The 24231-nt window shown below is 59.2% G+C and carries 16 protein-coding genes and 2 tRNA genes; 13 read left to right on the forward strand and 5 right to left on the reverse strand.

Annotation, left to right across the window (positions count from 1 at the left end):
• Positions 1-5 precede the first annotated feature (5 nt).
• Complete coding sequence (locus LOY43_RS02590) at positions 6-4829, forward strand: RHS repeat domain-containing protein (protein ID WP_258709154.1); 4824 nt, start codon at positions 6-8, stop codon at positions 4827-4829.
• A gap of 25 nt (positions 4830-4854) precedes the next feature.
• On the opposite strand, the gene queG is transcribed toward LOY43_RS02590, so the two are convergent.
• Positions 4855-5928, reverse strand: a complete 1074-nt coding sequence (gene queG, locus LOY43_RS02595) for a tRNA epoxyqueuosine(34) reductase QueG (protein WP_095047296.1) — start codon at positions 5926-5928, stop codon at positions 4855-4857.
• A gap of 63 nt (positions 5929-5991) precedes the next feature.
• Between queG and LOY43_RS02600 the strand changes: the two genes are divergently transcribed.
• The 12 genes from LOY43_RS02600 (at position 5992) to LOY43_RS02655 (ending at position 20992) form a co-directional block, all read left to right on the forward strand.
• Positions 5992-7491 carry an NAD(P)H-hydrate dehydratase gene (locus tag LOY43_RS02600; protein WP_258709155.1) on the forward strand — a complete coding sequence of 500 codons (1500 nt, stop codon included), beginning with the start codon at positions 5992-5994 and terminating at the stop codon, positions 7489-7491.
• Positions 7479-7949 (forward strand): tRNA (adenosine(37)-N6)-threonylcarbamoyltransferase complex ATPase subunit type 1 TsaE, encoded by a 471-nt coding sequence (gene tsaE / locus LOY43_RS02605; RefSeq protein ID WP_016985707.1) that lies wholly within the window; start codon positions 7479-7481, stop codon positions 7947-7949. Before LOY43_RS02600 ends, tsaE begins: the two co-directional genes overlap by 13 nt.
• Before the next feature lie 57 nt (positions 7950-8006).
• Entirely contained in the window at positions 8007-9380 is a 1374-nt protein-coding gene (locus tag LOY43_RS02610; RefSeq protein ID WP_371748301.1) for an N-acetylmuramoyl-L-alanine amidase, read from the forward strand.
• Positions 9381-9388: 8 nt separating this feature from the next.
• The gene (gene mutL / locus LOY43_RS02615) at positions 9389-11290 is read left to right on the forward strand and encodes a DNA mismatch repair endonuclease MutL (RefSeq protein ID WP_175559558.1); all 1902 of its coding nucleotides are present in this window, start codon (positions 9389-9391) and stop codon (positions 11288-11290) included.
• Positions 11290-12261, forward strand: a complete 972-nt coding sequence (gene miaA, locus LOY43_RS02620) for a tRNA (adenosine(37)-N6)-dimethylallyltransferase MiaA (RefSeq protein WP_095047299.1) — start codon at positions 11290-11292, stop codon at positions 12259-12261. The genes mutL and miaA overlap by 1 nt, the downstream gene beginning before the upstream one ends.
• Positions 12262-12356: 95 nt before the next feature.
• Positions 12357-12617, forward strand: a complete 261-nt coding sequence (hfq, locus tag LOY43_RS02625) for an RNA chaperone Hfq (protein ID WP_007902656.1) — start codon at positions 12357-12359, stop codon at positions 12615-12617.
• 12 nt (positions 12618-12629) lie between these two features.
• The gene (gene hflX, locus LOY43_RS02630; protein ID WP_093430181.1) at positions 12630-13931 is read left to right on the forward strand and encodes a ribosome rescue GTPase HflX; all 1302 of its coding nucleotides are present in this window, start codon (positions 12630-12632) and stop codon (positions 13929-13931) included.
• A gap of 96 nt (positions 13932-14027) precedes the next feature.
• The gene (gene hflK / locus LOY43_RS02635) at positions 14028-15203 is read left to right on the forward strand and encodes an FtsH protease activity modulator HflK (RefSeq protein ID WP_016984785.1); all 1176 of its coding nucleotides are present in this window, start codon (positions 14028-14030) and stop codon (positions 15201-15203) included.
• Positions 15203-16072, forward strand: coding sequence for a protease modulator HflC (gene hflC, locus LOY43_RS02640; protein WP_007915830.1), 870 nt, complete (start codon positions 15203-15205; stop codon positions 16070-16072). The genes hflK and hflC overlap by 1 nt, the downstream gene beginning before the upstream one ends.
• Positions 16073-16385: 313 nt before the next feature.
• Complete coding sequence (locus LOY43_RS02645) at positions 16386-17573, forward strand: ATP phosphoribosyltransferase regulatory subunit (RefSeq protein ID WP_038360371.1); 1188 nt, start codon at positions 16386-16388, stop codon at positions 17571-17573.
• Between the two features lie 54 nt (positions 17574-17627).
• Positions 17628-18917 (forward strand): adenylosuccinate synthase, encoded by a 1290-nt coding sequence (locus LOY43_RS02650; protein ID WP_007915835.1) that lies wholly within the window; start codon positions 17628-17630, stop codon positions 18915-18917.
• Between the two features lie 140 nt (positions 18918-19057).
• Positions 19058-20992, forward strand: coding sequence for a methyl-accepting chemotaxis protein (locus tag LOY43_RS02655; protein WP_095047412.1), 1935 nt, complete (start codon positions 19058-19060; stop codon positions 20990-20992).
• 109 nt (positions 20993-21101) lie between these two features.
• Here LOY43_RS02655 and LOY43_RS02660 read toward each other — a convergent pair whose 3' ends face one another.
• From LOY43_RS02660 to LOY43_RS02675, 4 genes are all read right to left on the reverse strand, one after another.
• The gene (locus LOY43_RS02660) at positions 21102-22667 is read right to left on the reverse strand and encodes an iron ABC transporter permease (protein ID WP_258709156.1); all 1566 of its coding nucleotides are present in this window, start codon (positions 22665-22667) and stop codon (positions 21102-21104) included.
• The gene (locus LOY43_RS02665; protein ID WP_258709157.1) at positions 22667-23677 is read right to left on the reverse strand and encodes an extracellular solute-binding protein; all 1011 of its coding nucleotides are present in this window, start codon (positions 23675-23677) and stop codon (positions 22667-22669) included. Before LOY43_RS02665 ends, LOY43_RS02660 begins: the two co-directional genes overlap by 1 nt.
• A 192-nt stretch (positions 23678-23869) precedes the next feature.
• A tRNA-Leu gene (locus LOY43_RS02670) sits at positions 23870-23956 on the reverse strand.
• A gap of 180 nt (positions 23957-24136) precedes the next feature.
• Positions 24137-24223, reverse strand: a tRNA-Leu gene (locus tag LOY43_RS02675).
• Positions 24224-24231 lie beyond the last annotated feature (8 nt).

Below are 24231 nucleotides of genomic sequence, written 5' to 3' on the forward strand. Positions count from 1 at the left end.
GATGTTTGCTGGCCAAGTTTACGAGTCAATATCTGGATCTTGAAATAAAAGGACGTTTTTCAATGGAAAGTAATTTATCTGCCGCTGTTCATTCAAATGCTTTCAACTTCGGTGAATTTGTCTCCGGAGGTGTGGATCCCCGCACCGGCATGTATACGTGCTCGTTTTCGTTAGGAAAGTTGCACTCGGCGGATCTCAATGGTCCTGAGCTTGCACTTTCAATGGGTTTCAATCCGCTCAACCAGGCGGACTCTGGTTTTGGCATTGGCTGGTCTTTGACCCTGACCCATTACGACTTGCGCAGCAAAGTCATGACGCTGTCCAACGGTGAGCGTTACAAGGCTGTGGAAACGTCCACCGGTTTGAAGTTCAAGGAAATGAAACTGCAAACGGCAAAGGTGCTGGTGACCGGAGCAGGGCGCTATGAAGTTCGATACAAGGATGGTCGGCGTGAACTGCTCAAGGTCCTGGCTGGCACTCAGGTCGCCGTAGCGGAAAAAATAATCGCGGCGAACGGTGTAAGCATCGCGTTGAAGCACGAGATGTTCAACCAGTTCCCCAGGTTGGCCGAAGTTCGTGACGCCAAACAATGCCTGCTGAAAATCACCCGCAATGCAGGTCAGGTAACGTTGACCCGGTATCCCGATACCTCTTCCAGTTCCGACTACAAGTTGATCTTGAAAAACGCTCGGGTAACGGCAATCGAGCTTCCGGTAGGTAAAGGTTGGGAGCTGGAATATGAAGTCATCGACGAGGGCAGCTATTTGCACCGAGTCGTCAATCCGCTGCGCGGCGTAGAAATCATTCGCTACAAGCGGCAAGGTCATAGCTTCGTAAATGGCGCGGAACAGACACTGCCGTTTGTTATCGCGCACGATATCTACCCAGGGCGCGGCCAACCCAGACTCTGCAAGACATACACGTACTCCGACCATAACTTCCTTGGGCAGGGCCTCCTCCCCGCCAAGGATAATGACCTGGACCCGCTCTATCTGGCGCCCGGCCACTATGTCTATACCTCGGACGAGCAGTTGTTACTGAGCGGCAAAGTGCATACGCGCATTAAACGCACCTACAACAAGTTCCATCTGTTGGTGGCTGAGGTTACAACCTGCGGTGACGCCCAGATCGCCACCGCCACCGAGTATCACTGCTCCGTCACCAAGCCTTTCAATGAGCAGGCTGCTCAGTTTCGTATGCCGAAAGTCCATACGGTGACTCACCTCGATCGACGCACCCAACAGCAGCGTGTGGAAACCACCGTCACCGAGTTCGATGGCGAAGGCAACTTGCTCAAACACATTGAGCCAAGTGGGGTGACGACTTCGACGGAATTTTATCCGGTAGGTGGTGGAGACAATTGCCCAGAGGATCCGCTGGGTTTCTCAAGGTTCCCGAAAAAGAGAACGGTTACCGCTGCCGCGTCGGGTGGGGCTTCGACTGTCACGTACTACGACTATGCGCTGCATACTGCACTGGAGGGGGCGGAGCTGGCATTCGTGTTGCCGGTTGCGGAACGTTTTTACGAAGTTGTGGCAGATGTTGAAGTCTTACGCTCGAAAACCGAACGCAGCTATCTGGATACGCCCAAGGACCCACTCAAGCACGGTGCCACGAAACAGCAAAGTATCACCCTCAATGAGAAAAAAACCTCTACCGGGTTTTCCTATGAACTCGAGGGTGACAGGTTGCGAGTCAAGTCCAGCACATGTGGATTCGACGGTGCGCTACAGACCAGTGAGAAAGTGCTTTCGACGCTGACCGGATTACTGATGTCAGAGGTCGGTGTCGATGGCGAGCACGTCGAACATGAATACGACGCCATCGGCCGGGCAGTGCGCAAAACGGTTGCTTCCGGGAGCCCTTATGCGGCCGCTACCCAGTTTGCCTATCTGGCCGCCAGTAAACAGCAACCGGCGACCATGGTGACCACGGATCCCGTCGGTGGTGAGCAACGTGTGAATTATGACGGCCTGGAGCGGGTGATCACCGTTCAGGAAAAGGACTGCGACAATCCTGACAAGGACGGGCTTATTCAGGCTCGCACGATTTATTCTGCCCTGCATGATTCGGTCGGTCACACGGTGAAAGTGACGCTGACCGATTGGCGTGACGGCAAGCCTTATCCGCTCAGTACCCGCTACGAATTCGATTCCTGGGGCCAGGTCAGCAAGACGCTGCATGCCGACGGGCGTATCGAACACAGCGAGGCGAATCCGGTTCTTCGCCAGCAAACCCATTGGCTCCAGGGGATGGGCAAGACACTCACCCTCGTCAATGACTTCGGTAAACCGCTGAGTGTCGAGAGCTTCAATCTGAAGAGCAAGAGTCTCGGCAAAATCGTTTACACCTATGATGGGTTGGGGCGCACAACCAGCGAGACAGATCCTGTCGGCAATATCACTCGATATGAATACGACGTTTTTGACCGGATAGTCCGCATTGTCCTGCCTGATTCCAATACGGTGGTGACCGACTACGCCGAACATAGCGATGCCGGGCTACCGATCGGCATCAAGGTCGGTGACACGGTGTTGGGGCAGCAAACTTATGATGGTTTGGATCGTTTGATACAAAGTACCGTAGGCGGACGAAAGTCCGAGGCGGGTTATGAAGCGGGCTTCACTCAGCCGCAGTGGTACAAGAGTGCTGATGGCACAAAAACCGAATTCACTTATTTGCGCGATCTGGGCGGTGTGCTGACGGAGCGCAAGTCAGGTGCATTGCTCACGAACCTGACTTACGACCCCGCCAGTGGCAATCCCTTGGCCTGTACCGAAAACGGCAGGGAGCGCAGCTTTACCTATTACCCTTCCGGACGCCTCAAATCCGAAACGACGACCTTCGGCGCTATCACAAAATCAACGTCCAGTACCTGGTCCCTGCAGGGACGACCGATCACCCATGTCGATGTACTCGGAGCCGAAAGCCGATCCGAACACGACAAGCACGGCCGCCTGCTATCCACCTCACAGGGCTCGTTGAAAACCGAATTCCACTACGCCATCCAGACGGGGATGCTGGACTGGACGAAAACCGAAGAAACGTCGATCAAGCGGCAGATGATCACCCGGTTTGCCTATGACGATATCGGTCGTGAAACCCGTCGTACGTTCGAGATTCAGGGCCAGCCCGACCAGACGCTGGAATCGACTTACACGCTTGCTGGCAAACTGGCGCAGAAAGTCTCCAGGCGCGGCACGCAACTATTGCGCGACGAACAATTCACCTACGATGTGCGCGGGCGACTGATCCAGTACGACTGTTCTGGCACCCAAAAGCCCCGCGATCCGTATGGCAAGGAAATTGTCCGGCAGACGTTCACCTTCGATGCGCTGGATAACATTCTGACCGTGCAGACGAAGTTCCCGCTGGGCATGAATCTGACCACCTTCAGTTATGACAATCCTGATCCTGTACAGCTCAGTGCAGTCAAACATTCCCATGCCGACTATCCACCGGCAGTGACACTGGAATACGACGCCAACGGCAGGATGATCAAGGACGACCAGGCGCGAACCCTGGCCTATGACGCATTCGGACGTCTTGAGCAATTGTCCAGCGCAGGGGGATCAGTCATTCGTGGCTACCATTACGACGGCTTCGACGATCTGGTCGAACTGTCGCAACCCGACAAGGTGATTACGCAGCGTTACTACCATGCGGGCCGGGTCGCCAATGAGGTGAGTGGTGAAAATTCGTCCAGTGTTGTGCGTCACGGTGGAGCGCTTGTGGGGCAACGGCAGCTCGGTTCGAACGCCGGCGCGCAGCTGTTTTGTACCGACCAGCAGCAAAGCGTGCTGGCAACGCTGGGCAAGGAACAGCTCACCGATTGCGCCTACAGCCCTTACGGGCATCGCCCTGCCGAAGGTGGACTGTTCAGCCTGGCAGGGTTCAACGGCGAGCAGCTGGATCCGGTGACCGGGTTGTATCTGCTGGGTAACGGTTACAGAGCCTATAGTCCGACACTGATGCGTTTTCTCGCCCCCGACAGCATGAGCCCGTTCGGCGCGGGCGGATTGAATGCCTACAGTTATTGCCTGGGCGACCCTGTCAATCGTGTTGACCCTACCGGACATATATCCTGGCAAACGATCCTGGGCATCGGACTCAGTATTCTCGGGGTTGTGGCCAGCGTACTAACGATGGGCGCGGCGACGCCATGGGCAGTGGCGGCATTGGGGCTGGCGGTTGCTTCAGGTTTGGCGGGTATCGCCAGCGAGCTGGCCAATGAGCTGGCACCGGGTTCTCAAGCAGGCGAGATATTGGGCTGGATCAGTTTTGGTCTTGGGCTGGCTTCGCTGGGTGCAGGTATGGCGGCAGGTGCAAAAGCTGCTGTGAATGCTGGCAGGAAGATGGCTTCAGCCTTTAGCCAAGGGCTCAGTGGCAAGGGGGCAGGCAAAGCGGGGCAATATTTAAAGAAGGGTGGAAAAGGCGCCAAGGCTGCGGCCAAAAAAGCCAATGCGCCCGTGGAGACAGTGCCGGACGAACCTTGGCAATTGCATAGGGCCAAAAAAGACAATTTCGTGTCTGAAATTAATGAGGAGAGGGCTAAAGGTTTCTACAAGCTCGTGGAAGGCAATAAGTCCGCCAGCCAAGCAGCGGCGGAGTCCGAGATGCTGTACGAGGAGTTCGGCCCCGTCGGCGCTGGAAGAAAAGTAACGCATGTTTTTTTTGCGAAGACGAAAGGACGTGGGGAGCGTATTTACCTTCTAGAGGACAGTAAACAGCGAGTTTGCAAAGTCTTGCAGGCGGGCGGCCATTTGTCCGACGGGCAGACCAACACAATGATGAAAACGGCTAAAAGCATTGATACAACGCGCATGTGAGCGGCTTGAGTATTTTGCTTGCCCTTTATGCATTCGAAAGTCTGGAGTGCCGTTCCAGCGCCCACTCCACATGCTCCCTGACCAACTCTGACGGATAATCCCGTCGAGCCTTCAACGCTTCCAGCACCGGAATCGTTGAAGGCGCATTGCCCAATCCTACCGCCAGATTCCGCAACCAGCGCTCATACCCCGCCCGCCGCAACGGCGAACCTTCAGTGCTGCTCAAAAACTTCTCTTCGTCCCACAAAAACAGCTCAGCCAACTCGGCATTATCGAGGTTGTGCCGTGGCTTGAAATCGCTTTCCCCTGAGGGCTTGGCGAAGCGGTTCCACGGGCAGACGATCTGGCAGTCATCGCAGCCGAACACGCGATTGCCAATCAGCGGCCGCAGATCCTCGGGGATTGCGGTTTTCAGCTCGATGGTCAGATAGGAAATGCAGCGCCGCGCGTCCAGCACGTAGGGACCGACGAAAGCATTGGTCGGGCAAATGTCGAGGCACGCGGTGCAGCGGCCGCAATGTTCAGTGCTGTGTGGTTCATCCACCGGAAGGGGCAGATCGACAAACAACTCGCTCAGGAAGAAATAACTGCCGGCCTTGCGATTCAGCACCAGAGTGTTTTTGCCGATCCAGCCCAGCCCGGCCTGTTCGGCGATGGCTTTTTCCAACACCGGGGCGCTGTCGACAAACGCGCGGAAACCGAACGGGCCGATCTGCGCCTGAATCTTGTCGGCCAATTGCTGCACACGTTTACGGATCAATTTGTGGTAATCGCGGCCCAAGGCATAACGCGACACGTAGGCTTTTTCCGGTTGCGCGAGCATTTGCGCCATTTGCGTGTCGCCGGGCAGGTAGTCCATGCGCAGCGAGACCACGCGCAACGTGCCCGGCACCAGTTCTTCGGGGTGCGAGCGTTTGCTGCCATGGGCGCCCATGTAGTCCATTTCGCCGTGGTAGCCGGCCTCGAGCCAGCGCGCGAGGTGCTGCTCATGCTCGGCTAGATCCAGGCCGCTGATGCCGACTTGCTGGAAGCCCAGCTCGCGGCCCCAATCCTTGATCGATTGGGCGAGGGCGGGCAGGTCTGTGGTGATGGCGGACATGAGGCGAGAGAAACCGGAGCTGAGGTGCGTATAATTCTGCCAGACATCGGAGCCCGAAGACGCATGCCGCATACGAAAGATGAATTACCCGACGCGCTGTATGGCGCCGCACAGGTGCGCGAACTCGATGCACGGCTGATTGCTGCCGGTACGCCGGGCTTCGAATTGATGCAGCGCGCGGCCCATGCGACGTGGCGCGCATTGGTGCGACAGTGGCCTTCGGCGACTGAACTGACGGTGCTGGCCGGGCATGGCAACAATGCGGGAGACGGTTATCTGGTCGCGGCCATGGCCCAGCGAGCCGGGTTGCTTGTGCGGGTGTTGGCGGTCGGTGATCCCCGGCAATTGCAGGGCGACGCGGCGTCAGCCCATGCCGAGGCCTCGACGCACGGTGTGGCGATTCAGGGCTGGAGCGCTGACAGTGAGTTGCGCGGGGTCATCCTCGATGCCCTGCTCGGCACCGGCCTGAGCGGCGACGTGCGTGAGCCGTATGCCACCGCGATCAATGCGATCAACGTCAGTGGTTTGCCGGTTGCTGCGGTCGATATCCCTTCCGGATTGTGTGCCGACACTGGGCGAGCGCTGGGTGTCGCGGTCTGTGCCGATCTCACGGTGACCTTTATTGGTCTGAAGCTTGGGCTTTTCACCGGTGACGCGGCGGATCATGTCGGCGCGCTGCTGTTCAACGATTTGCAGGCGCCAGCGGAAACTTACCGTGACATTCCTGTCCGCGCCCAGCGACTCAATGCCGCTAATCTTCCTCGATTGGCGCCGCGCGCGCCGGCGTCGCACAAGGGGCGTTTTGGCCATGTGTTGCTGATCGGTGGCGATCACGGATTTGGCGGGGCGATCCTGCTCAGTACCGAAACGGCGTTGCGCAGCGGCGCGGGCATGGTTTCGCTGGCGACCCGTCCCGAGCATGTGCCAGCAGCCCTGACCCGTGTGCCGGAAGCTATGGTTCTTGGCACCTCATCGGCCAATCAGTTGATGGGTTTGCTGGAAAAAGTCTCGACGCTGGTCGTCGGTCCTGGCCTCGGCCAGGCCAGTTGGGGCCACGCATTACTGTCGGCGGCGGCCAACGCGGCATTGCCGCAAGTGTGGGATGCCGACGCACTGAACTTGCTGGCGAGTGATTTCGTTCAATTGCCCAAGGATTGCGTGATCACCCCGCATCCGGGCGAAGCAGCGCGTTTGCTGGGCATCAGCACCGCCGACGTGCAGGCGGATCGTCCCGCGGCAGCGTTGGCGCTGAGCAAAAAATATACAGCAGTGGTGGTGTTGAAAGGCGCAGGCAGCCTGATTGCGCATCCCGATGGCCGTTTGGCGCTTTGTCACCAAGGTCATCCGGCCATGGCCACTGCAGGACTCGGCGACGTACTGGCCGGTTTGACCGGTGCGCTGCTGGCGCAGGGCATGGCCGGTTTTGATGCGGCGTGTCTGGCGGTCTGGCTGCACGCCAATGCCGGTCAGCAACAAGGAAAATTCGGCCGTGGGCTGGCGGCCAGTGATCTGATTCCAGCCATTCGTCAGTTGTTGGAGGAGCAAGCACCGTGTCTGAAGTAACCCTGTACCTGGCCGATGAACAGGCCATGAGCGACTTTGGCGCACGGATCGCCCGCGTGACCCAGGGCCATGGCCTGATTTTTCTCGAAGGCAACCTGGGCATGGGCAAAACCACCCTGTCGCGGGGCATCATTCGCGGCTTGGGCCATGTCGGCGCGGTAAAAAGTCCGACCTTCACCTTGGTCGAACCCTACGAGATCGGTGACATCCGCGCCTTCCACTTTGACCTGTATCGCCTGGTCGATCCGGAAGAGCTGGAGTTTCTCGGCATCCGCGACTACTTCGAAGACGATGCCCTGTGCCTGATCGAATGGCCCGATAAAGGTGCAGGCTTTTTGCCAAAGCCTGACCTGACCATTACCATTAGCCCGCAAGACAGCGGGCGTTCGCTGAAAATTTTATCCCAGGGCTCGCGTGGCGAGGCCTGGTGTGCCGCTTTGGCATTGGAATCCAATTAAATGATGGGGTTAGGTATGCGCTTTCGCGCGTTGGTGGCTGCCGCTGGACTGTTGTTGATGGCAGTAACCGTCAACGCTGTGGCCGATTCAAAGGTCAACAGCGTGCGCCTGTGGCGGGCGCCGGACAATACGCGACTGGTCTTCGACCTGAGCGGCCCGGTGCAGCACAGCGTGTTTACCCTGACCGCACCGGACCGGCTGGTGATCGACATCAACGGTGCCACCCTCGGTGCACCGCTGAATGTGCAGACCGCGAACACGCCGATCACCGCAATGCGTTCGGCCCAGCGCACGCCGACCGACCTGCGCGTGGTCATCGACCTGAAAAAAGCCGTCACCCCGAAAAGCTTCTCGCTGGCGCCGAACGCGCAGTACGGCAACCGCCTGGTGGTCGACCTGTTCGATAACCCGGCCGACGCCGCACCGCCGCCTGCGCCGACGCCGCAGGTCGCGACTGTGCCAGCGGTGCCGGTAACCCCGACCGAACCGGCAATCAAGTTGCCGCCAGCCCCGGCCGGCAAGCGCGACATTATTGTGGTGATCGACGCCGGCCACGGTGGCGAAGACCCGGGCGCATCCGGTTCGCGCGGTCAGCGTGAGAAAGACGTAGTGCTGCAGATCGCTCGCGAACTGCAGCGTCAGGTCAACGGCATGAAAGGCTTCCGCGCCGAACTGACCCGAACCGGCGACTATTTCATCCCGTTGCGCGGTCGTACCGAGATTGCCCGCAAGAAGGGCGCCGACCTGTTTGTGTCGATCCACGCCGATGCGGCGCCATCTGCCGCCGCTTTCGGTGCATCGGTGTTTGCCCTGTCCGACCGCGGCGCAACCTCGGAAACCGCCCGTTGGCTGGCCGACAGTGAAAACCGTTCCGACTTGATCGGTGGTGCTGGCAACGTCAGCCTGGATGACAAGGACCGCATGCTCGCCGGCGTGTTGCTCGACCTGTCGATGACTGCCTCGCTGACTTCCAGCCTCAACGTCGGTCAGAAAGTCCTGACCAACATCGGCCGCGTCACGCCGCTGCACAAACAGCGTGTGGAACAGGCCGGGTTCATGGTGTTGAAGTCGCCGGACATCCCGTCGATTCTGGTCGAAACCGGGTTTATCTCCAATGCCAACGAAGCCAACAAGCTCTCGGCATCGAGCCATCAGCAAGCGTTGGCCCGCTCGATCAGCAGCGGCGTGCGCCAGTTCTTCCAGCAGAACCCGCCACCGGGCACTTACATCGCCTGGCTGCGTGATTCCGGCAAGATCGCTCAAGGCCCGCGCGATCATCGCGTCGGTCCGGGTGAAACGCTGGCGATGATCGGCGTGCGCTATCAGGTGTCGCCGGCCACGCTGCGCGCTGCCAACAATCTGAAAAGCGATGAACTGAAAGTCGGTCAGCACTTGACCATTCCTGGCACCGAACTGGCGTCCAAAGAATGAACGAAGTGCTGAACGCTGCTGCCCGTATCGAACTGCTCAGCCCACGGCTGGCGAACCAGATCGCCGCCGGTGAGGTGGTTGAACGTCCGGCCTCGGTGATCAAGGAACTGCTGGAAAACAGCCTCGACTCCGGCGCCAAGCGCATCGATGTTGATGTCGAGCAGGGCGGGGTCAAGTTGCTGCGGGTGCGTGACGATGGCAGCGGCATCTCTGCCGATGACCTGCCGCTGGCGCTGGCCCGTCACGCCACCAGCAAGATTCGCAACCTGGAAGACCTTGAACAGGTGATGAGCCTCGGTTTCCGGGGTGAGGCGCTGGCGTCGATCAGTTCCGTGGCGCGCCTGACGCTGACCTCGCGTACTCGCGATGCCGATCAAGCCTGGCAAGTCGAAACCGAAGGCCGCGACATGGCGCCTCGGGTGCAACCGGCGGCGCATCCGGTCGGCACTTCCGTGGAAGTTCGCGACCTGTTTTTCAACACCCCGGCGCGACGCAAATTCCTCAAGACCGAAAAAACCGAGTTCGATCACCTGCAAGAAGTGATCAAGCGTCTGGCGCTGGCGCGTTTCGACGTGGCTTTCCATCTGCGGCATAACGGCAAGACCATTCTCAGCCTGCACGAAGCCCACGATGACGCGGCCCGCGCCCGGCGTGTGGCGGCGATCTGTGGTTCGGGTTTCCTCGAGCAGGCGCTGCCGATCGAGATCGAGCGCAACGGCTTGCACCTTTGGGGCTGGGTTGGTTTGCCGACCTTTAACCGCAGTCAGGCGGATCTGCAATATTTCTTTGTGAATGGCCGGGCGGTGCGCGACAAGCTTGTGGCCCACGCAGTGCGTCAGGCCTATCGCGACGTGCTGTTCAACGGTCGTCACCCGACGTTTGCGCTGTTTTTTGAAGTCGATCCGGCGGCGGTCGACGTCAACGTGCACCCGACCAAACACGAAGTGCGCTTCCGTGACGGGCGCATGGTGCATGACTTCCTTTATGGCACGTTGCACCGCGCTTTGGGCGACGTGCGTCCGGAAGACCAGCTTGCCGGTTCCGTGACCACAGCTGTCGTGCGGCCAACGGGCCTCGATGCCGGTGAGTTCGGCCCGCAGGGCGAAATGCGTCTGGCGGCCAATGCGCTGCTGGAGCAACCGCAGGCGCAGCCGGCGTTCAATACCTCGTCCGGTGCCAGCGCTGGCGGGGCTTACCAGTATCAATACACGCCACGCCCACAATCAGCGGTACCGCCGGCGGCCGAGGCTCAGGCTGCGTATCGCGAGTTTTTCGCGCCGCTGCCTGAGGCTAATGCCAACGCACTGCCGGCCGGGCAGGAAGATATTCCTCCGCTTGGTTATGCCTTGGCGCAGTTGAAAGGTATCTACATTCTTTCCGAAAACGCCCAAGGGCTGGTGCTGGTGGACATGCACGCTGCTCACGAGCGGATCATGTACGAACGCCTGAAAATCGCCATGGCCAGCGAGGGTCTCAGTGGGCAGCCATTGTTGGTGCCGGAATCCTTGGCCGTTAGCCAGCGCGAGGCCGATTGCGCTGAAGAGCACGCGGCATGGTTCCAGCGTCTGGGGTTCGAGCTGCAGCGTCTGGGCCCGGAAACCCTGGCGATTCGGCAGATCCCGGCCTTGCTGAAGCAGGCTGAAGCCAATCGCCTGGTCGGCGATGTCCTGTCGGACTTGATGGAGTACGGCACCAGCGACCGGATTCAGGCGCACCTCAACGAACTCCTCGGCACCATGGCCTGCCACGGCGCGATCCGCGCCAATCGGCGCCTGGCCCTGCCGGAAATGAACGGCCTGCTGCGTGACATGGAAAACACCGAGCGCAGCGGTCAATGCAACCATGGCCGACCGACCTGGACCCAATTGGGCCTGGACGATCTGGACAAACTGTTCCTGCGCGGTCGTTGATGAGCCAGCTTCCTCCAGCGATTTTCCTGATGGGCCCGACCGCTGCGGGCAAGACCGATCTAGCCATCGAGCTGACCAAGGTGCTGCCGTGCGAGTTGATCAGTGTCGATTCAGCGCTGGTCTATCGCGGCATGGACATTGGCACTGCCAAGCCTTCGAAAGAACTGCTGGCCGAATATCCGCACCGCTTGATCGATATTCTCGACCCGGCTGAGGCTTATTCGGCTGCGGATTTCCGTCGCGATGCCTTGCAAGCCATGGCCGAGATCACCGCGCGCGGAAAAATTCCGCTGCTGGTCGGCGGTACGATGCTCTATTACAAGGCTTTGGTCGAAGGTCTGGCGGATATGCCAGCGGCCGATGCCGATGTCCGCGCGCAGATCGAAGAAGAGGCTGCACGCCTCGGTTGGCAAGCCTTGCACGATCAATTGGCGCTCATTGACCCGGTGTCAGCGGCGCGGATTCACCCGAACGATCCGCAGCGCTTGAGTCGCGCGCTGGAAGTTTATCGAGTCAGTGGTCAGAGCATGACCGAGCTGCGTCAGCAACAATCTGCGCAAAGTACTGAAGCAGCCGCTTCGGGACTGCAACAATTGCCCTATACTGTCGCGAACTTGGCCATTGCCCCGGCGAATCGTCAGGTACTGCACGAGCGCATTAAACAAAGATTCACAAATATGTTGGAACAGGGGTTCCTCGACGAGGTCGTAGCCCTGCGTAAAAGAAGTGACCTGCATTCGGGGTTGCCGTCTATACGTGCGGTAGGCTACCGCCAAGTCTGGGACTACCTGGATGGCAAGCTGACGTTGGCCGAAATGCAGGAGCGCGGCATCATCGCCACGCGCCAATTGGCCAAACGCCAGTTCACCTGGCTGCGCAGCTGGGAAGATATACACTGGCTGGACAGTCTTGATTGCGACAATCTGCCACGCGCCTTGAAATACCTTGGGACCATCTCCATATTGAGCTGAGTCCTTGCAATTGCCGTCTATCCTTGGGGGTGTGACGGCCAAAGCCATCTGAATTACCTATTTTTTATTATTGAATCCTTAAAGGAGTGCGGCACATGTCAAAAGGGCATTCGCTACAAGACCCTTACTTGAATACTTTACGTAAAGAGAAAGTTGGGGTTTCCATCTACCTGGTCAACGGTATCAAACTGCAAGGCACGATCGAGTCGTTCGACCAGTTCGTGATCCTGCTGAAAAACACCGTAAGCCAGATGGTTTACAAACACGCTATCTCGACAGTAGTGCCGGTTCGTCCAATTCGTCTGCCTAGCGCAACCGAATCCGAAGCAGGTGACGCTGAGCCAGGTAACGCCTGATAGGAGTCTCCTTTGTTCTTTGAGCGCCACGGTGGTGGTGAGCGAGTGATCCTCGTTCACTTGGATGGACAGGACCCTGAGGCGCGCGAAGATCCGCAGGAGTTTCAGGAATTGGCTAATTCGGCGGGCGCCGAGACCGTTGCGTTTTTTAACGTACCGCGTCATCGGCCAACCGCCAAATTTCTGATCGGCAGCGGCAAGGTCGAGGAACTGCGCGACCTGGTCAAGGCTGAAGAAGCCGATCTGGTGATTTTCAATCACATCCTCACGCCCAGTCAGGAACGTAACCTCGAACGTGTTTTCGAGTGTCGCGTGATCGACCGTACCGGTCTGATTCTCGATATTTTCGCCCAACGCGCCCGTACCCATGAAGGCAAGCTCCAGGTCGAACTGGCCCAGCTTGACCACATGAGCACGCGCCTGGTTCGCGGCTGGACTCACCTTGAGCGTCAGGGTGGCGGCATCGGCATGCGCGGCCCAGGTGAGACCCAACTGGAAACCGACCGGCGTTTGCTGCGGGTCCGCCTGCGCCAGATCAAGGGCCGGTTGGAGAAGGTGCGCAGCCAGCGCGAGCAGTCGCGACGTGGCCGTTCCCGTGCCGATATTCCGACCGTGTCTCTGGTGGGGTATACCAACGCCGGCAAATCGACACTCTTCAACAATGTGACGAAATCCGACGTTTACGCGGCCGACCAGTTGTTCGCCACGCTGGACCCGACCCTGCGCCGTCTGGATCTGGACGACTTGGGGCCGATTGTTCTGGCGGACACGGTAGGCTTCATTCGTCACCTGCCGCACAAGCTGGTCGAAGCATTTCGGTCTACCCTCGAAGAGTCGGCCAACTCCGACCTGTTGTTGCACGTGATCGATGCGGCCGAGCCGGATCGCATGTTGCAGATCGAGCAGGTGATGGTGGTGCTGGGCGAGATTGGTGCCCAGGACTTGCCGATACTCGAGGTCTATAACAAACTCGATTTGCTTGAAGGCGTTGAGCCACAAATCCAGCGCGACGAAAACGGCAAGCCCCAGCGGGTCTGGCTTTCGGCACGTGATGGCAGTGGTCTGGAATTGCTTGAACAAGCCATTGCCGAATTACTCGGCAGTGATTTGTTCATCGGCACATTGCGCTTGCCGCAACGATTCGCCCGACTGCGTGCGCAGTTTTTCGAACTCGGTGCGGTGCAGAAAGAAGAGCATGACGAAGAAGGCATCAGCCTGCTGGCCGTTCGTTTGCCCCGGGTCGAGCTGAATCGACTGGTAAGCCGCGAAGGATTGCAGCCGATGGAATTCATCGAGCAACACACTTTGCAATAAAAGCCTGAAGAAGCGGTTGTGCCGTAACGGCAGGCATTCTGTAGCATTGGTCGGCGCGCCGTGGGTGCGTCTTTGCTTTATCAGATGGAGAGCGCTATGGCTTGGAATGAGCCGGGTGGCAACTCGAATAATCAGGATCCTTGGGGTGGCAAACGCCGCAATAACGGCGACCGCAAGGGGCCACCGGATCTCGACGAGGCCTTCCGAAAGCTGCAGGAAAGCCTGAACGGGTTGTTCGGTGGTGGTAAGAAACGCGGTGGTGATGACGGCGGTGGTTCGGGCAGGAGCGGTGGCGGCTTCGGCGGTCTGCTCGGCATCGGCCTCGTCGTGCTGGCGGCTGTCTGGCTGTACAGCGCGGTCTACGTGGTGGACGAGCAGGAGCAAGCCGTGGTGCTGCGCTTCGGCAAGTACTACGAGACTGTTGGCCCGGGCCTGAATATCTACTTCCCGCCGATCGATAAAAAGTACATGGAAAACGTCACGCGTGAGCGTGCGTACACCAAGCAAGGCCAGATGCTGACCGAAGACGAGAACATCGTCGAAGTGCCGCTGACCGTGCAGTACAAGATCAGCAACCTGCAGGACTTCGTGCTGAACGTCGATCAGCCGGAAATCAGTCTGCAGCATGCGACTGACAGTGCCCTGCGCCACGTGGTGGGTTCCACCGCCATGGACCAGGTGCTGACCGAAGGTCGTGAATTGATGGCCAGCGAAATCAAGGAGCGTCTGCAACGCTTCCTCGATACCTATCGCACCGGTATCACCGTCACTCAGGTCAACGTACAGAGCGCAGCGGCACCGCGTGAAGTGCAGGAAGCCTTCGATGACGTGATCCGCGCCCGTGAAGACGAGCAGCGTTCGCGCAACCAGGCTGAAACCTACGCCAACGGCGTCGTGCCGGAAGCCCGTGGTCAGGCCCAGCGCATCCTCGAGGATGCCAACGGTTACCGTGACGAAACGGTCTCGCGCGCCAAGGGTGAAGCCGATCGCTTTACCAAGCTGGTCGCCGAGTACCGCAAGGCACCTGAGGTTACCCGCCAGCGTCTGTACCTGGACACCATGCAGGAAGTCTTCAGCAATACCAGCAAGGTACTCGTGACCGGCAACAAGAACGGCCAGAGCAACCTGCTTTACCTGCCGTTGGACAAAATGATTCAGAACAGTTCGGGCAGCAATGCACCGGTCACCGGTTCGGCTGCCGCCAGCAACAACACGGACGTCACGCCGCATGTCACTGACCTGCCGCAGTCGCGCACAAGGGAGACCCGCTGATGAGCAATAAATCGCTGATCGCCCTGATCGTTGGCGTTGTTGTGGTACTGGTGGGCTGGAACTGCTTCTACATCGTCGCTCAGACCGAGCGTGCGGTGCTGCTGCAATTCGGCCGCGTGGTTCAGGCCGATGTTCAGCCAGGCCTGCATGTGAAAGTGCCTTACGTTAACCAGGTGCGTAAATTCGACGCACGTCTGATGACGCTGGATGCACCGACACAGCGTTTCCTGACCCTGGAAAAGAAAGCCGTGATGGTCGATGCCTACGCCAAGTGGCGCGTGAAAGATGCCGAGCGCTTCTACACCGCAACTTCCGGCCTCAAGCAAATCGCCGACGAGCGTCTTTCCCGTCGTCTTGAATCCGGTCTGCGTGACCAGTTCGGTAAGCGCACTCTGCACGAAGTAGTGTCGGGTGAGCGTGACGCGTTGATGGCTGACATCACCGCATCGCTGAACAAAATGGCGGAAAAGGAGCTGGGTATCGAAGTTGTCGATGTCCGGGTCAAGACCATCGACCTGCCGAAAGAAGTGAACCGCAGTGTGTTCGAGCGTATGAGCACCGAGCGCGAGCGTGAAGCTCGCGAGCACCGCGCCAAGGGTAACGAGCTAGCGGAAGGTATCCGTGCCGACGCCGATCGTCAACGCCGCGTGCTGCTGGCTGAAGCCTATCGTGAATCCGAAGAGGTTCGCGGTGATGGTGATGCCCAGGCCGCTGCGATCTACTCCAAGGCCTACGGTCAGGATCAGGAGTTCTACAGTTTCTATCGTAGCCTGCGCGCCTACCGTGAAAGCTTCGCGAACAAATCCGACGTATTGGTCCTTGACCCAAGCAGCGACTTTTTCCACTACCTGGAAAAGGCCAAGCCTTGATACGCCGTTGACCTGAATCATTCCGCCCGGCGGCTAAAACCTCGGGCGGGGTGATCCTTTGGGAAAACGTGTGTATGATGCGGCAGCCGGGAAATTCCCGGCTTTTTTGCGTCTGCACGTTTGATTGCTGTTTTTTGTTGCAGGCATCGGGTTGAATGGCCCGAGAGTATTTCGAGGAAAGTGATGGGCGAAGCCGCTAACAGGCCTTTCGCCGCGTCGTTCATGCGCGTGCGTTTTGAACGGTTCGGTCATTTTCTGCTTCACTCAAGGCTCGCCCGCAGGCTGGCCGCCCGGATCAAAGGGGAATGGCGTAATGGCAACGGTAGACCGCTGGCTGCTGCCAGATGGCATCGAAGAAGTACTGCCACCGGAAGCGGCGCGCATTGAAGTCGCGCGTCGTCAGGTGTTGGATCTGTTCCAGAGCTGGGGTTACGAGTTTGTCGTGACTCCCCATATCGAGTACCTGGAATCCCTGCTGACCGGCGCGGGCCAGGACCTGGATCTGCGTACCTTCAAGGTCATTGACCCGCAATCGGGCCGGCAGATGGGTTTCCGTGCCGACATCACGCCGCAAGTGGCGCGTATCGATGCGCACACCCTGCGTCGCGAAGGTCCGAGCCGTCTGTGCTACGCCGGCAGCGTGCTGCATGCTCAGCCGCGTGCATTGTCGTCCTCGCGCAGCCCGATCCAGTTGGGCGCCGAGCTGTACGGCGACGCCAGCCCGAGCAGCGACGTTGAAGTGATCAGCCTGATGCTGGCCATGCTGCAACTGGCCGATGTGCCGGATGTGCACATGGACCTTGGTCATGTTGGCATCTACCGTGGTCTGGCGCGTGCCGCCGGTCTGTCCGGTGAAGTCGAACAGCAGTTGTTCGATGCGCTGCAACGCAAGGCAATCGACGAGGTCATTACCTTGACCGAAGGCTTGCCGGCCGACTTGTCCGGCATGCTGCGGGCGCTGGTCGACCTGTGTGGCGGGCGTGAAGTGTTGAGCGCTGCCCGCGAACGACTGGCCAATGCACCGGCGCCGGTTTTGGCAGCACTCGAAGATTTGCTGGCAATCGCCGAGCGCCTATCGGCGCGTTTCCCGGACCTGCCGTTGTACTTCGATCTGGGCGAGCTGCGTGGCTACCACTACCACACCGGTGTGGTGTTCGCGGTGTTCGTTCCGGGCGTTGGCCAGTCCATCGCTCAGGGCGGTCGCTACGACGACATCGGCGCGGATTTTGGTCGCGCGCGTCCGGCGACTGGTTTTTCCACCGATTTGAAAACCCTGGTGACCCTGGGGCGTGCTGAGATCGAGCTACCGTCTGGCGGTATCTGGATGCCTGACAGTACGGATGCGGCACTCTGGCAGCAGGTTTGCCAGTTGCGCAGTGAGGGTCAGCGTGTCGTTCAGGCTTTGCCTGGGCAACCTTTGGCCGCCGCCCGTGATGCGGACTGCGACCGGCAATTGATTCAGCAGAACGGGCTTTGGCAAGTATCGCCACTGGCTTCTTGAGTTTTCCTGCCGGCCATCGCCGGCACCAAGTTTGCGCGAATGAGGACAAGTGTTATGGGTAAGAATGTCGTAGTCCTGGGCACCCAATGGGGTGATGAGGGCAAAGGCAAGATCGTTGATCTGCTGACCGAACATGCTGCAGCCGTAGTGCGCTACCAAGGTGGCCACAACGCTGGCCACACACTGGTGATCGACGGCGAGAAAACCGTCCTGCACCTGATCCCGTCGGGCGTGCTGCGCGAAGGCGTGCAGTGCCTGATCGGCAACGGCGTGGTGGTTGCACCTGACGCCCTGCTGCGCGAGATCACCAAGCTGGAAGAGAAAGGCGTACCGGTGCGTGAGCGTCTGCGTATCAGCCCGTCCTGCCCGCTGATCCTGTCCTTCCACGTGGCGCTGGACCAGGCCCGTGAAAAGGCCCGTGGCGAGCTGAAGATCGGTACTACCGGTCGCGGCATCGGCCCGGCTTACGAAGACAAGGTTGCTCGTCGTGGCCTGCGTGTTGGCGACCTGCTGAACATGCCGCGCTTCGAAGACAAGCTGCGTGAACTGGTGGATTACCACAACTTCATGCTGGTCGGTTACTACAAAGAGCCGGCCATCGAGTTCGAGAAAACCCTGGCCGAGTGCAAGGAGTACGCTGAGCTGCTCAAGCCGCTGATGCTCGACGTCACCGCTGAGCTGCACGACCTGCGTCGCGCCGGCAAAGACATCATGTTCGAAGGCGCTCAGGGTTCGTTGCTCGACATCGACCACGGTACCTACCCGTACGTGACCAGTTCCAACACCACTGCCGGTGGCGTAGCGACCGGTTCCGGCGTTGGCCCGATGTTCCTCGACTACATCCTGGGCATCACCAAGGCTTACACCACTCGCGTCGGTTCGGGTCCATTCCCGACTGAGCTGTTCGACGACGTCGGCGCGCATCTGGCTAAACAAGGTCACGAGTTCGGTGCGACCACCGGCCGTGCCCGTCGTTGTGGCTGGTTCGACGCCGTTATCCTGCGTCGCGCTATCGATGTGAACAGCATTTCGGGCATCTGCCTGACCAAGCTGGACGTACTCGACGGTCTGGAAACCATCAACATCTGCGTTGGCTACAAAGACGCCGAAGGCAACGCCGTTGCTCCGACCGACGCTGACAGCTACGTAGGCCTGCAGCCTGTGTACGAAGAAGTGCCGGGCTGGACCGAATCGACCGTGGGTGCAAAAACCCTGGAAGAGCTGCCGGCTAACGCTCGCGCCTATATCAAACGCGTTGAAGAGCTGATCGGGGCGCCGATCGACATTATTTCGACGGGCCCGGACCGCAACGAAACCATCGTTCTGCGTCATCCGTTTGCTTGATAAGTCGTTGATGTAAAAACACAAAGGCCCCTTCTTCGGGGCCTTTGTCGTTTATGCCTGTTGGACGGCATGACCTTTGCTGTGAATCTGTCTACAAGAGTGCCATCAAATTAATGGCGTCAGAAGTAGAGGTATTCACAGTGTCGGCCGTTCTCTCACTGTTACAAAGCCGTTTGTTGCGCCCCGTGTTCGTTACCCTTGGTATCGCCCTTTTGGTGCAGGTGTTGGTGGCCGTTGCCCTGACGCGGAGCACCGTCACGGCGCTGGAAGCTGACTTGGCGGTGCGCCTCGGCGCCGACAGCCAGAAGCTCTCCGGTGAACTGGAGCAGGCCGGGCGTGAAGTCACCTCGAGCCTCGATGCCTTGTCCGCCAGTACTCGTCAGCGGCTTACCGCCGGCCTGTCCTCGCGCCTGAAAGAAGAGCAGGCGCAACTGCGTGCGACGCTGGAAAAGGATCTGAAAGATTCGGCCAATGACATGGCGCAGTTACTGGCCTCCGTAGCCCCGCGTGCCATGTGGGACAGCGACGTACCGACCCTGTCCGAGTTCGCCCGCCGTGCCCAGCGCAATCCCAACGTTCTATTCGTGGTCTACGACGACGCCACCGGCCAGCACCTGACCCGCTATCTCAATCGCGAAAACCCGATCAACAAGGCCTTGCTGGAAAAGGGCCAGGGCGAGCGTGCATTGGATAAAGTGCTGGATGCGGCGAAAAACGATTCATCGGTTTACTACCTTGAAGCCTCGATCAATCCCAATGGTGTGGAAATCGGCAAGGTGTTGATGGGTGTTTCCACGGCCTCGGTGGAAACCGATCTGGCGGCACTGGACAAGCGCTTCTCGGCGTTGATCGCGAGCAGTGATCAACTGGTCGGCGACAGCCTCAAGGGCGCTGCAGCGGACAGTGCCAAAGCCATGCAGGCGCGCCTGCAATCGGCGCAGTCAACCGCCGTCGAGATGAAAGCCAACACCGCCAATACTGTTCAAGAGGCGGCAGCTACCCTGCGCTGGAGGATCGGCATGGGCCTGGCGTTGGTCGGTTTTGGCGTGCTTCTGTTATTGGCCGTCGTGCTCGGCCATCGCGTGGTCAATCGCCTGAAGATGCTCAACGCTGCGATGGATGACCTGGCTGCGGGCGAGGGCGACCTGACCAAGCGTGTACAGATCAACAGCAAAGACGAAATCGGCGACATGGCCTCGGCGGTCAACCGCTTTGTGGATAAGTTGCAGCCAATCGTGCGCGAAGCGGGCGATGTCGCGCAGCGTACTGGCGTCGAGATTGGCGCGATGACCCTGCGCAATGCCGGTGCCGATGCGGCTGCCGGCATGCAGCGTGATGAGGTAGCGGAAAGCCTGCGCGCACTGTCGCAAATGGCTGATGAGGCGCAGTCGGAAAGCCATGCGATGCAAGCGGCTTTGAAGCAGGTTGTGGATATTCGCCAGGCCACCGACGAAAACACCCGGACGTCCGCCAAGGTCGGCAGCCTGATCGAGGCGCTGGCGGGGCAGGTCGATACCGGAGCGAAAGTCATCGAGCGGCTGGCTCAGCAGAGTGAGCAGATTGAGGTGGTGCTGACGGTGATTCACGGGATTGCCGAGCAGACCAATCTGCTGGCGCTCAACGCGGCGATTGAAGCGGCACGTGCTGGCGAGACCGGGCGTGGGTTTGCCGTTGTTGCCGACGAAGTGCGTGCGTTGGCGAGCAAGACACAAAGCTCTACCGGCGATATTCAGGCGCACATCGTCGCGTTGCAGCAGGGCGCGCGTGAGGCGGTCGAGGCGATCGGCCAGGCCGGGCGTCAGGCCAGCGAAGGTTTACTGGTGCTGCGTGACAGTGCGCGCTTGCAGCAGTCGGTACAGGTCTCGGTCGAGCAGGTGCATGCGGCGATTGGCTTGGCAACGCAGGCGGCTGCGCATCAGGCGCAGGGAGCGCAGGCTGTACGTGGCCGCGTCGAGACAATTCATGCGCAAGCCGAGAAAGCGGCGCAGGCGGTGGTGGAGACCACCGCGAGTGGCAAGGTGCTGGATGGTTTGGCAGCGCAGCTCAAGGCTAGTCTGGGGCAGTTCAGAGCTTGAGGTTGTCTGGGCGGGCCTCTTCGCGAGCAGGCTCGCTCCCACATTAAATCGCGTTCCTCTGATGGAGCTCGGTCAACATGTGGGAGCGAGCCTGCTCGCGAAAGCGCTATCAGCGGCTCAGATACATCCGGGTCGTCAGTAAATAAACCGGCAGCCCCGACACCAAAATCAACAACGCCGCATAAGGCGCCGCCGCCGCAAACTCGACATTCGCAGTATGCGCCCAGACCTCGGTCGCCAAAGTGTTCAGTCCGGTCGGACTCAGCAGCAACGTCGCCGTCAATTCCTTCATCGCATCCAGAAACACCAGCGCAAACGCTGCGCCCAATGCCGGGAAGATAATCGGCAGCGTCACCCGACAAAACGCCGTGAACGACGAAGCGCCCAGTGTGCGCGCAGCCTCTTCCAGTTGCGGTGCCGCCTTGTTCAGTGCCGTGCGAATCGGCGCCTGCGCCAATGGCAGAAACAGCAGCGCATAAGCGATCAGCAGCAACCCCGAAGTCTGGTACAGCGCCGGCACGTAGTGCAGGGCGAAATACACCAGCGTCAGCGCAATCACCAGGCCCGGCAGCGCATGCAGCAGATACGGCAAGCGCTCGGCCCAGATTGCCAGTTGGCCTTTGTAACGCACCACCAACAAGCCGACCGGCACGGCCAGCACTAGACACAGCGCAGCTCCGCCAAGAGAAAGTGCCAGAGAAGAAAGCAGGGCTTCAGTGATCGCTGCCACCGGGAATGCTGCGGATGAACCGACCGCCAGCCAATACGCCAACATCCCCAACGGAATCCCGCTGCCGACAATTGCCAGCATCAGGCAATACAGCTGACCGACCGTGGCCCATGATCCTAGCCGAACCTGTTCAGCTTGGCGCGCGGCACCTTGTCCGGTGCGCACATGCCGGCCTTTGCCGCGTACGCGCAGCTCCAGCCACAACAACACCAGACACAGCGCCAGCAGCACGGCGGAAAGCATCGCCGCGTTGGCGTTACTGAACTCCAGTTCGAATTGCTGATAGATCGCCGTGGTGAAGGTTTGCAGGCCGATGATCGACAGTGCGCCGAACTCCACCAGCATGTGCAAGGCAATCAATAGCGAGCCGGCCAATAGCGAAGGCCAGAGCAGCGGCAGGGTCACGCGGAAAAATACGCCCCAGCGATTCTGCCCAAGGGTGCGTGCCGACTCTTCAAGGGAGGGATCGAGATTGCGCAGAGTTGCCGCCACCGGCAGGAAGATAAGCGGATACTTCGACAGGCTCATCACCAGAATCGCCCCGCCAAGCCCTTCGAACTGCGCGCTCAGCGAAACCCAGGTGAAGCTGCTGACAAACGCCGGCACCGCGAACGGCAGGCACAGGATCACGCCCCATAGGCGACGCCCTGGCAAATTGCTGCGTTCCAGCAGCCAGGCCAGCGACAGACCAATCACGCCGCAGGTGAGGGTTACGCCAACCATCAACGCCAACGTGTTGCGCAACAGGCCGAACACATACGGGCGCCACAACAAGTGCAACGCCTCGGCCCAGCCGGCCTGCCAGGCCTTGAGCCCGACATAGGCCAGCGGCAACAGGCTCATCACTACCAGTAACAACACCGGCAGCACCAGCCAGATTGATGGCCGCTTGCGCTTTGGTGCGTAACCCCCGCGCGCGGCGGGGGCGGATAACGATGCGGTCATCAGTTCAAGCCAACTTCACGTTCCAGTTCCAACGCTTCTTCGGCATTGCCCAGATCGGCAGGAGTGACGTTTGGCGCTTCCAGTTCGCTGAACGGCTTGAGCCCGCGATCCGATTCCATGCCTTTATGCAGCGGATACTCGGCGGTGGTCTGAGTGATCACGCGCTGACCTTCTTCGCTGGCCATATAGGCGAGGAATTGCTGGGCTTCTTTTGGATGTTTGCTGGATTTCAGCACGGCAGCGCTGGACACGGTGATCAAGCCGCCGACGTCGCCACCGGTGAAGTAATGCAGTTTCGAATCCAGTTTGCCTTTCTCGCGTTGCAGGGCGAACCAGTAGTAGTTGTTCACCAGCACGGTGGCGACTTCGCCGTTTTCCACGGCTTTGAGGGCGACCATGTTGTTGCTGTAGATCTTGCCGAACGCGCGCAGGCCGGTCAGCCACTCTTCGGCGGCGTCACGACCGTGCATCTTGATGATGGCCACGGCTTGTTCCTGAAACGCGCCGCTGGTCGGTACGAAGCCGACTTTGCCTTGCCACTTCGGATCGGAGAATTCCATTACCGATTTCGGCAGGTCTTTTTCGTCGACCAGTTTCGGGTTGTAGGCAACCACGCGAACCCGCGCTGTCACGCCGATCCAGGTGCCGTTACCGGCGACATATTTTTCTGGTAGTACGGCCAGAGTGGCGTCATCGGTTTTGGCCAGCAAGCCCAGTTCGCCGAGATTGTTCAGTGGTGGTGACTCTTCGGTGTAGATCACGTCGGCAGGGGAGCGGTCGCCTTCTTCGATGATCTGGCTGGCGAGCTGATTGCTGCTGCCTTTGCGCACGTTGACGTGAATGCCGGTCTTGGCTTCGAAGGCTTTGGCGATCGCGTCGCCGACTTCCTTGTGCTGGCCGTTATAGAGAGTCAGGGAAACCGCATCGGCAGCCTGGGTGAGGGGAGTGGCGAGCGCCAGGCCGAGGAGGGTGAAGGTCAGGCCTCGGCGCAGGGTATTTCGAAACGTCATTCGCGGGGTTCCTCACTGTCGCATTGCAAAAACTTGCAACAATGATAAACGATATTGTTTCTCAAGTGCGCCTTGCGGTGGGACTAGCGTTTTGATAGGTGCGATGGTGATGGGGTTTCGGGAAGCCAGAAACGCAAAAACCCGCTTTCGCGGGTTTTTGTGAAATCCAAGGTCGTAACCTTGAATTTGAATTGGTGCCCAGAAGAAGACTCGAACTTCCACGACCGTAAGGTCACCAGCACCTGAAGCTGGCGTGTCTACCAATTTCACCATCTGGGCAATCATCGCTAGCGTTGCCGCTGTTGATGTGGCGCACTATACGGAGCGCGTTTTGATCTGTAAACCCCTGATTTAATTTTAATAAATCAGTTTTAAGAAAAGCCGGGCTTAGAATGCAAAAAACCCGCTTTCGCGGGTTTTGTGTGAGCCTTGAAACTGATCTAGTCTCAAACTCGAAATTGGTGCCCAGAAGAAGACTCGAACTTCCACGACCGTAAGGTCACCAGCACCTGAAGCTGGCGTGTCTACCAATTTCACCATCTGGGCAGTATCGT

Origin of the sequence: Pseudomonas sp. B21-041, assembly GCF_024748675.1 — a bacterium.
In the GTDB taxonomy this organism is placed as follows: domain Bacteria; phylum Pseudomonadota; class Gammaproteobacteria; order Pseudomonadales; family Pseudomonadaceae; genus Aquipseudomonas; species Aquipseudomonas neuropathica.

Excerpts from the sequence above, each read along its gene's own strand:
- LOY43_RS02665 (WP_258709157.1), bottom strand. The coding sequence starts at position 23,677 with ATGACGTTTCGAAATACCCTGCGCCGAGGCCTGACCTTCACCCTCCTC.
- queG (WP_095047296.1), bottom strand. The coding sequence starts at position 5,928 with ATGTCCGCCATCACCACAGACCTGCCCGCCCTCGCCCAATCGATCAAG.
- hflK (WP_016984785.1), top strand. The coding sequence starts at position 14,028 with ATGGCTTGGAATGAGCCGGGTGGCAACTCGAATAATCAGGATCCTTGG.
- hflC (WP_007915830.1), top strand. The coding sequence starts at position 15,203 with ATGAGCAATAAATCGCTGATCGCCCTGATCGTTGGCGTTGTTGTGGTA.
- hfq (WP_007902656.1), top strand. The coding sequence starts at position 12,357 with ATGTCAAAAGGGCATTCGCTACAAGACCCTTACTTGAATACTTTACGT.
- LOY43_RS02660 (WP_258709156.1), bottom strand. The coding sequence starts at position 22,667 with ATGACCGCATCGTTATCCGCCCCCGCCGCGCGCGGGGGTTACGCACCA.
- LOY43_RS02650 (WP_007915835.1), top strand. The coding sequence starts at position 17,628 with ATGGGTAAGAATGTCGTAGTCCTGGGCACCCAATGGGGTGATGAGGGC.
- LOY43_RS02610 (WP_371748301.1), top strand. The coding sequence starts at position 8,007 with ATGGCAGTAACCGTCAACGCTGTGGCCGATTCAAAGGTCAACAGCGTG.
- LOY43_RS02645 (WP_038360371.1), top strand. The coding sequence starts at position 16,386 with ATGGCAACGGTAGACCGCTGGCTGCTGCCAGATGGCATCGAAGAAGTA.
- miaA (WP_095047299.1), top strand. The coding sequence starts at position 11,290 with ATGAGCCAGCTTCCTCCAGCGATTTTCCTGATGGGCCCGACCGCTGCG.
- LOY43_RS02600 (WP_258709155.1), top strand. The coding sequence starts at position 5,992 with ATGCCGCATACGAAAGATGAATTACCCGACGCGCTGTATGGCGCCGCA.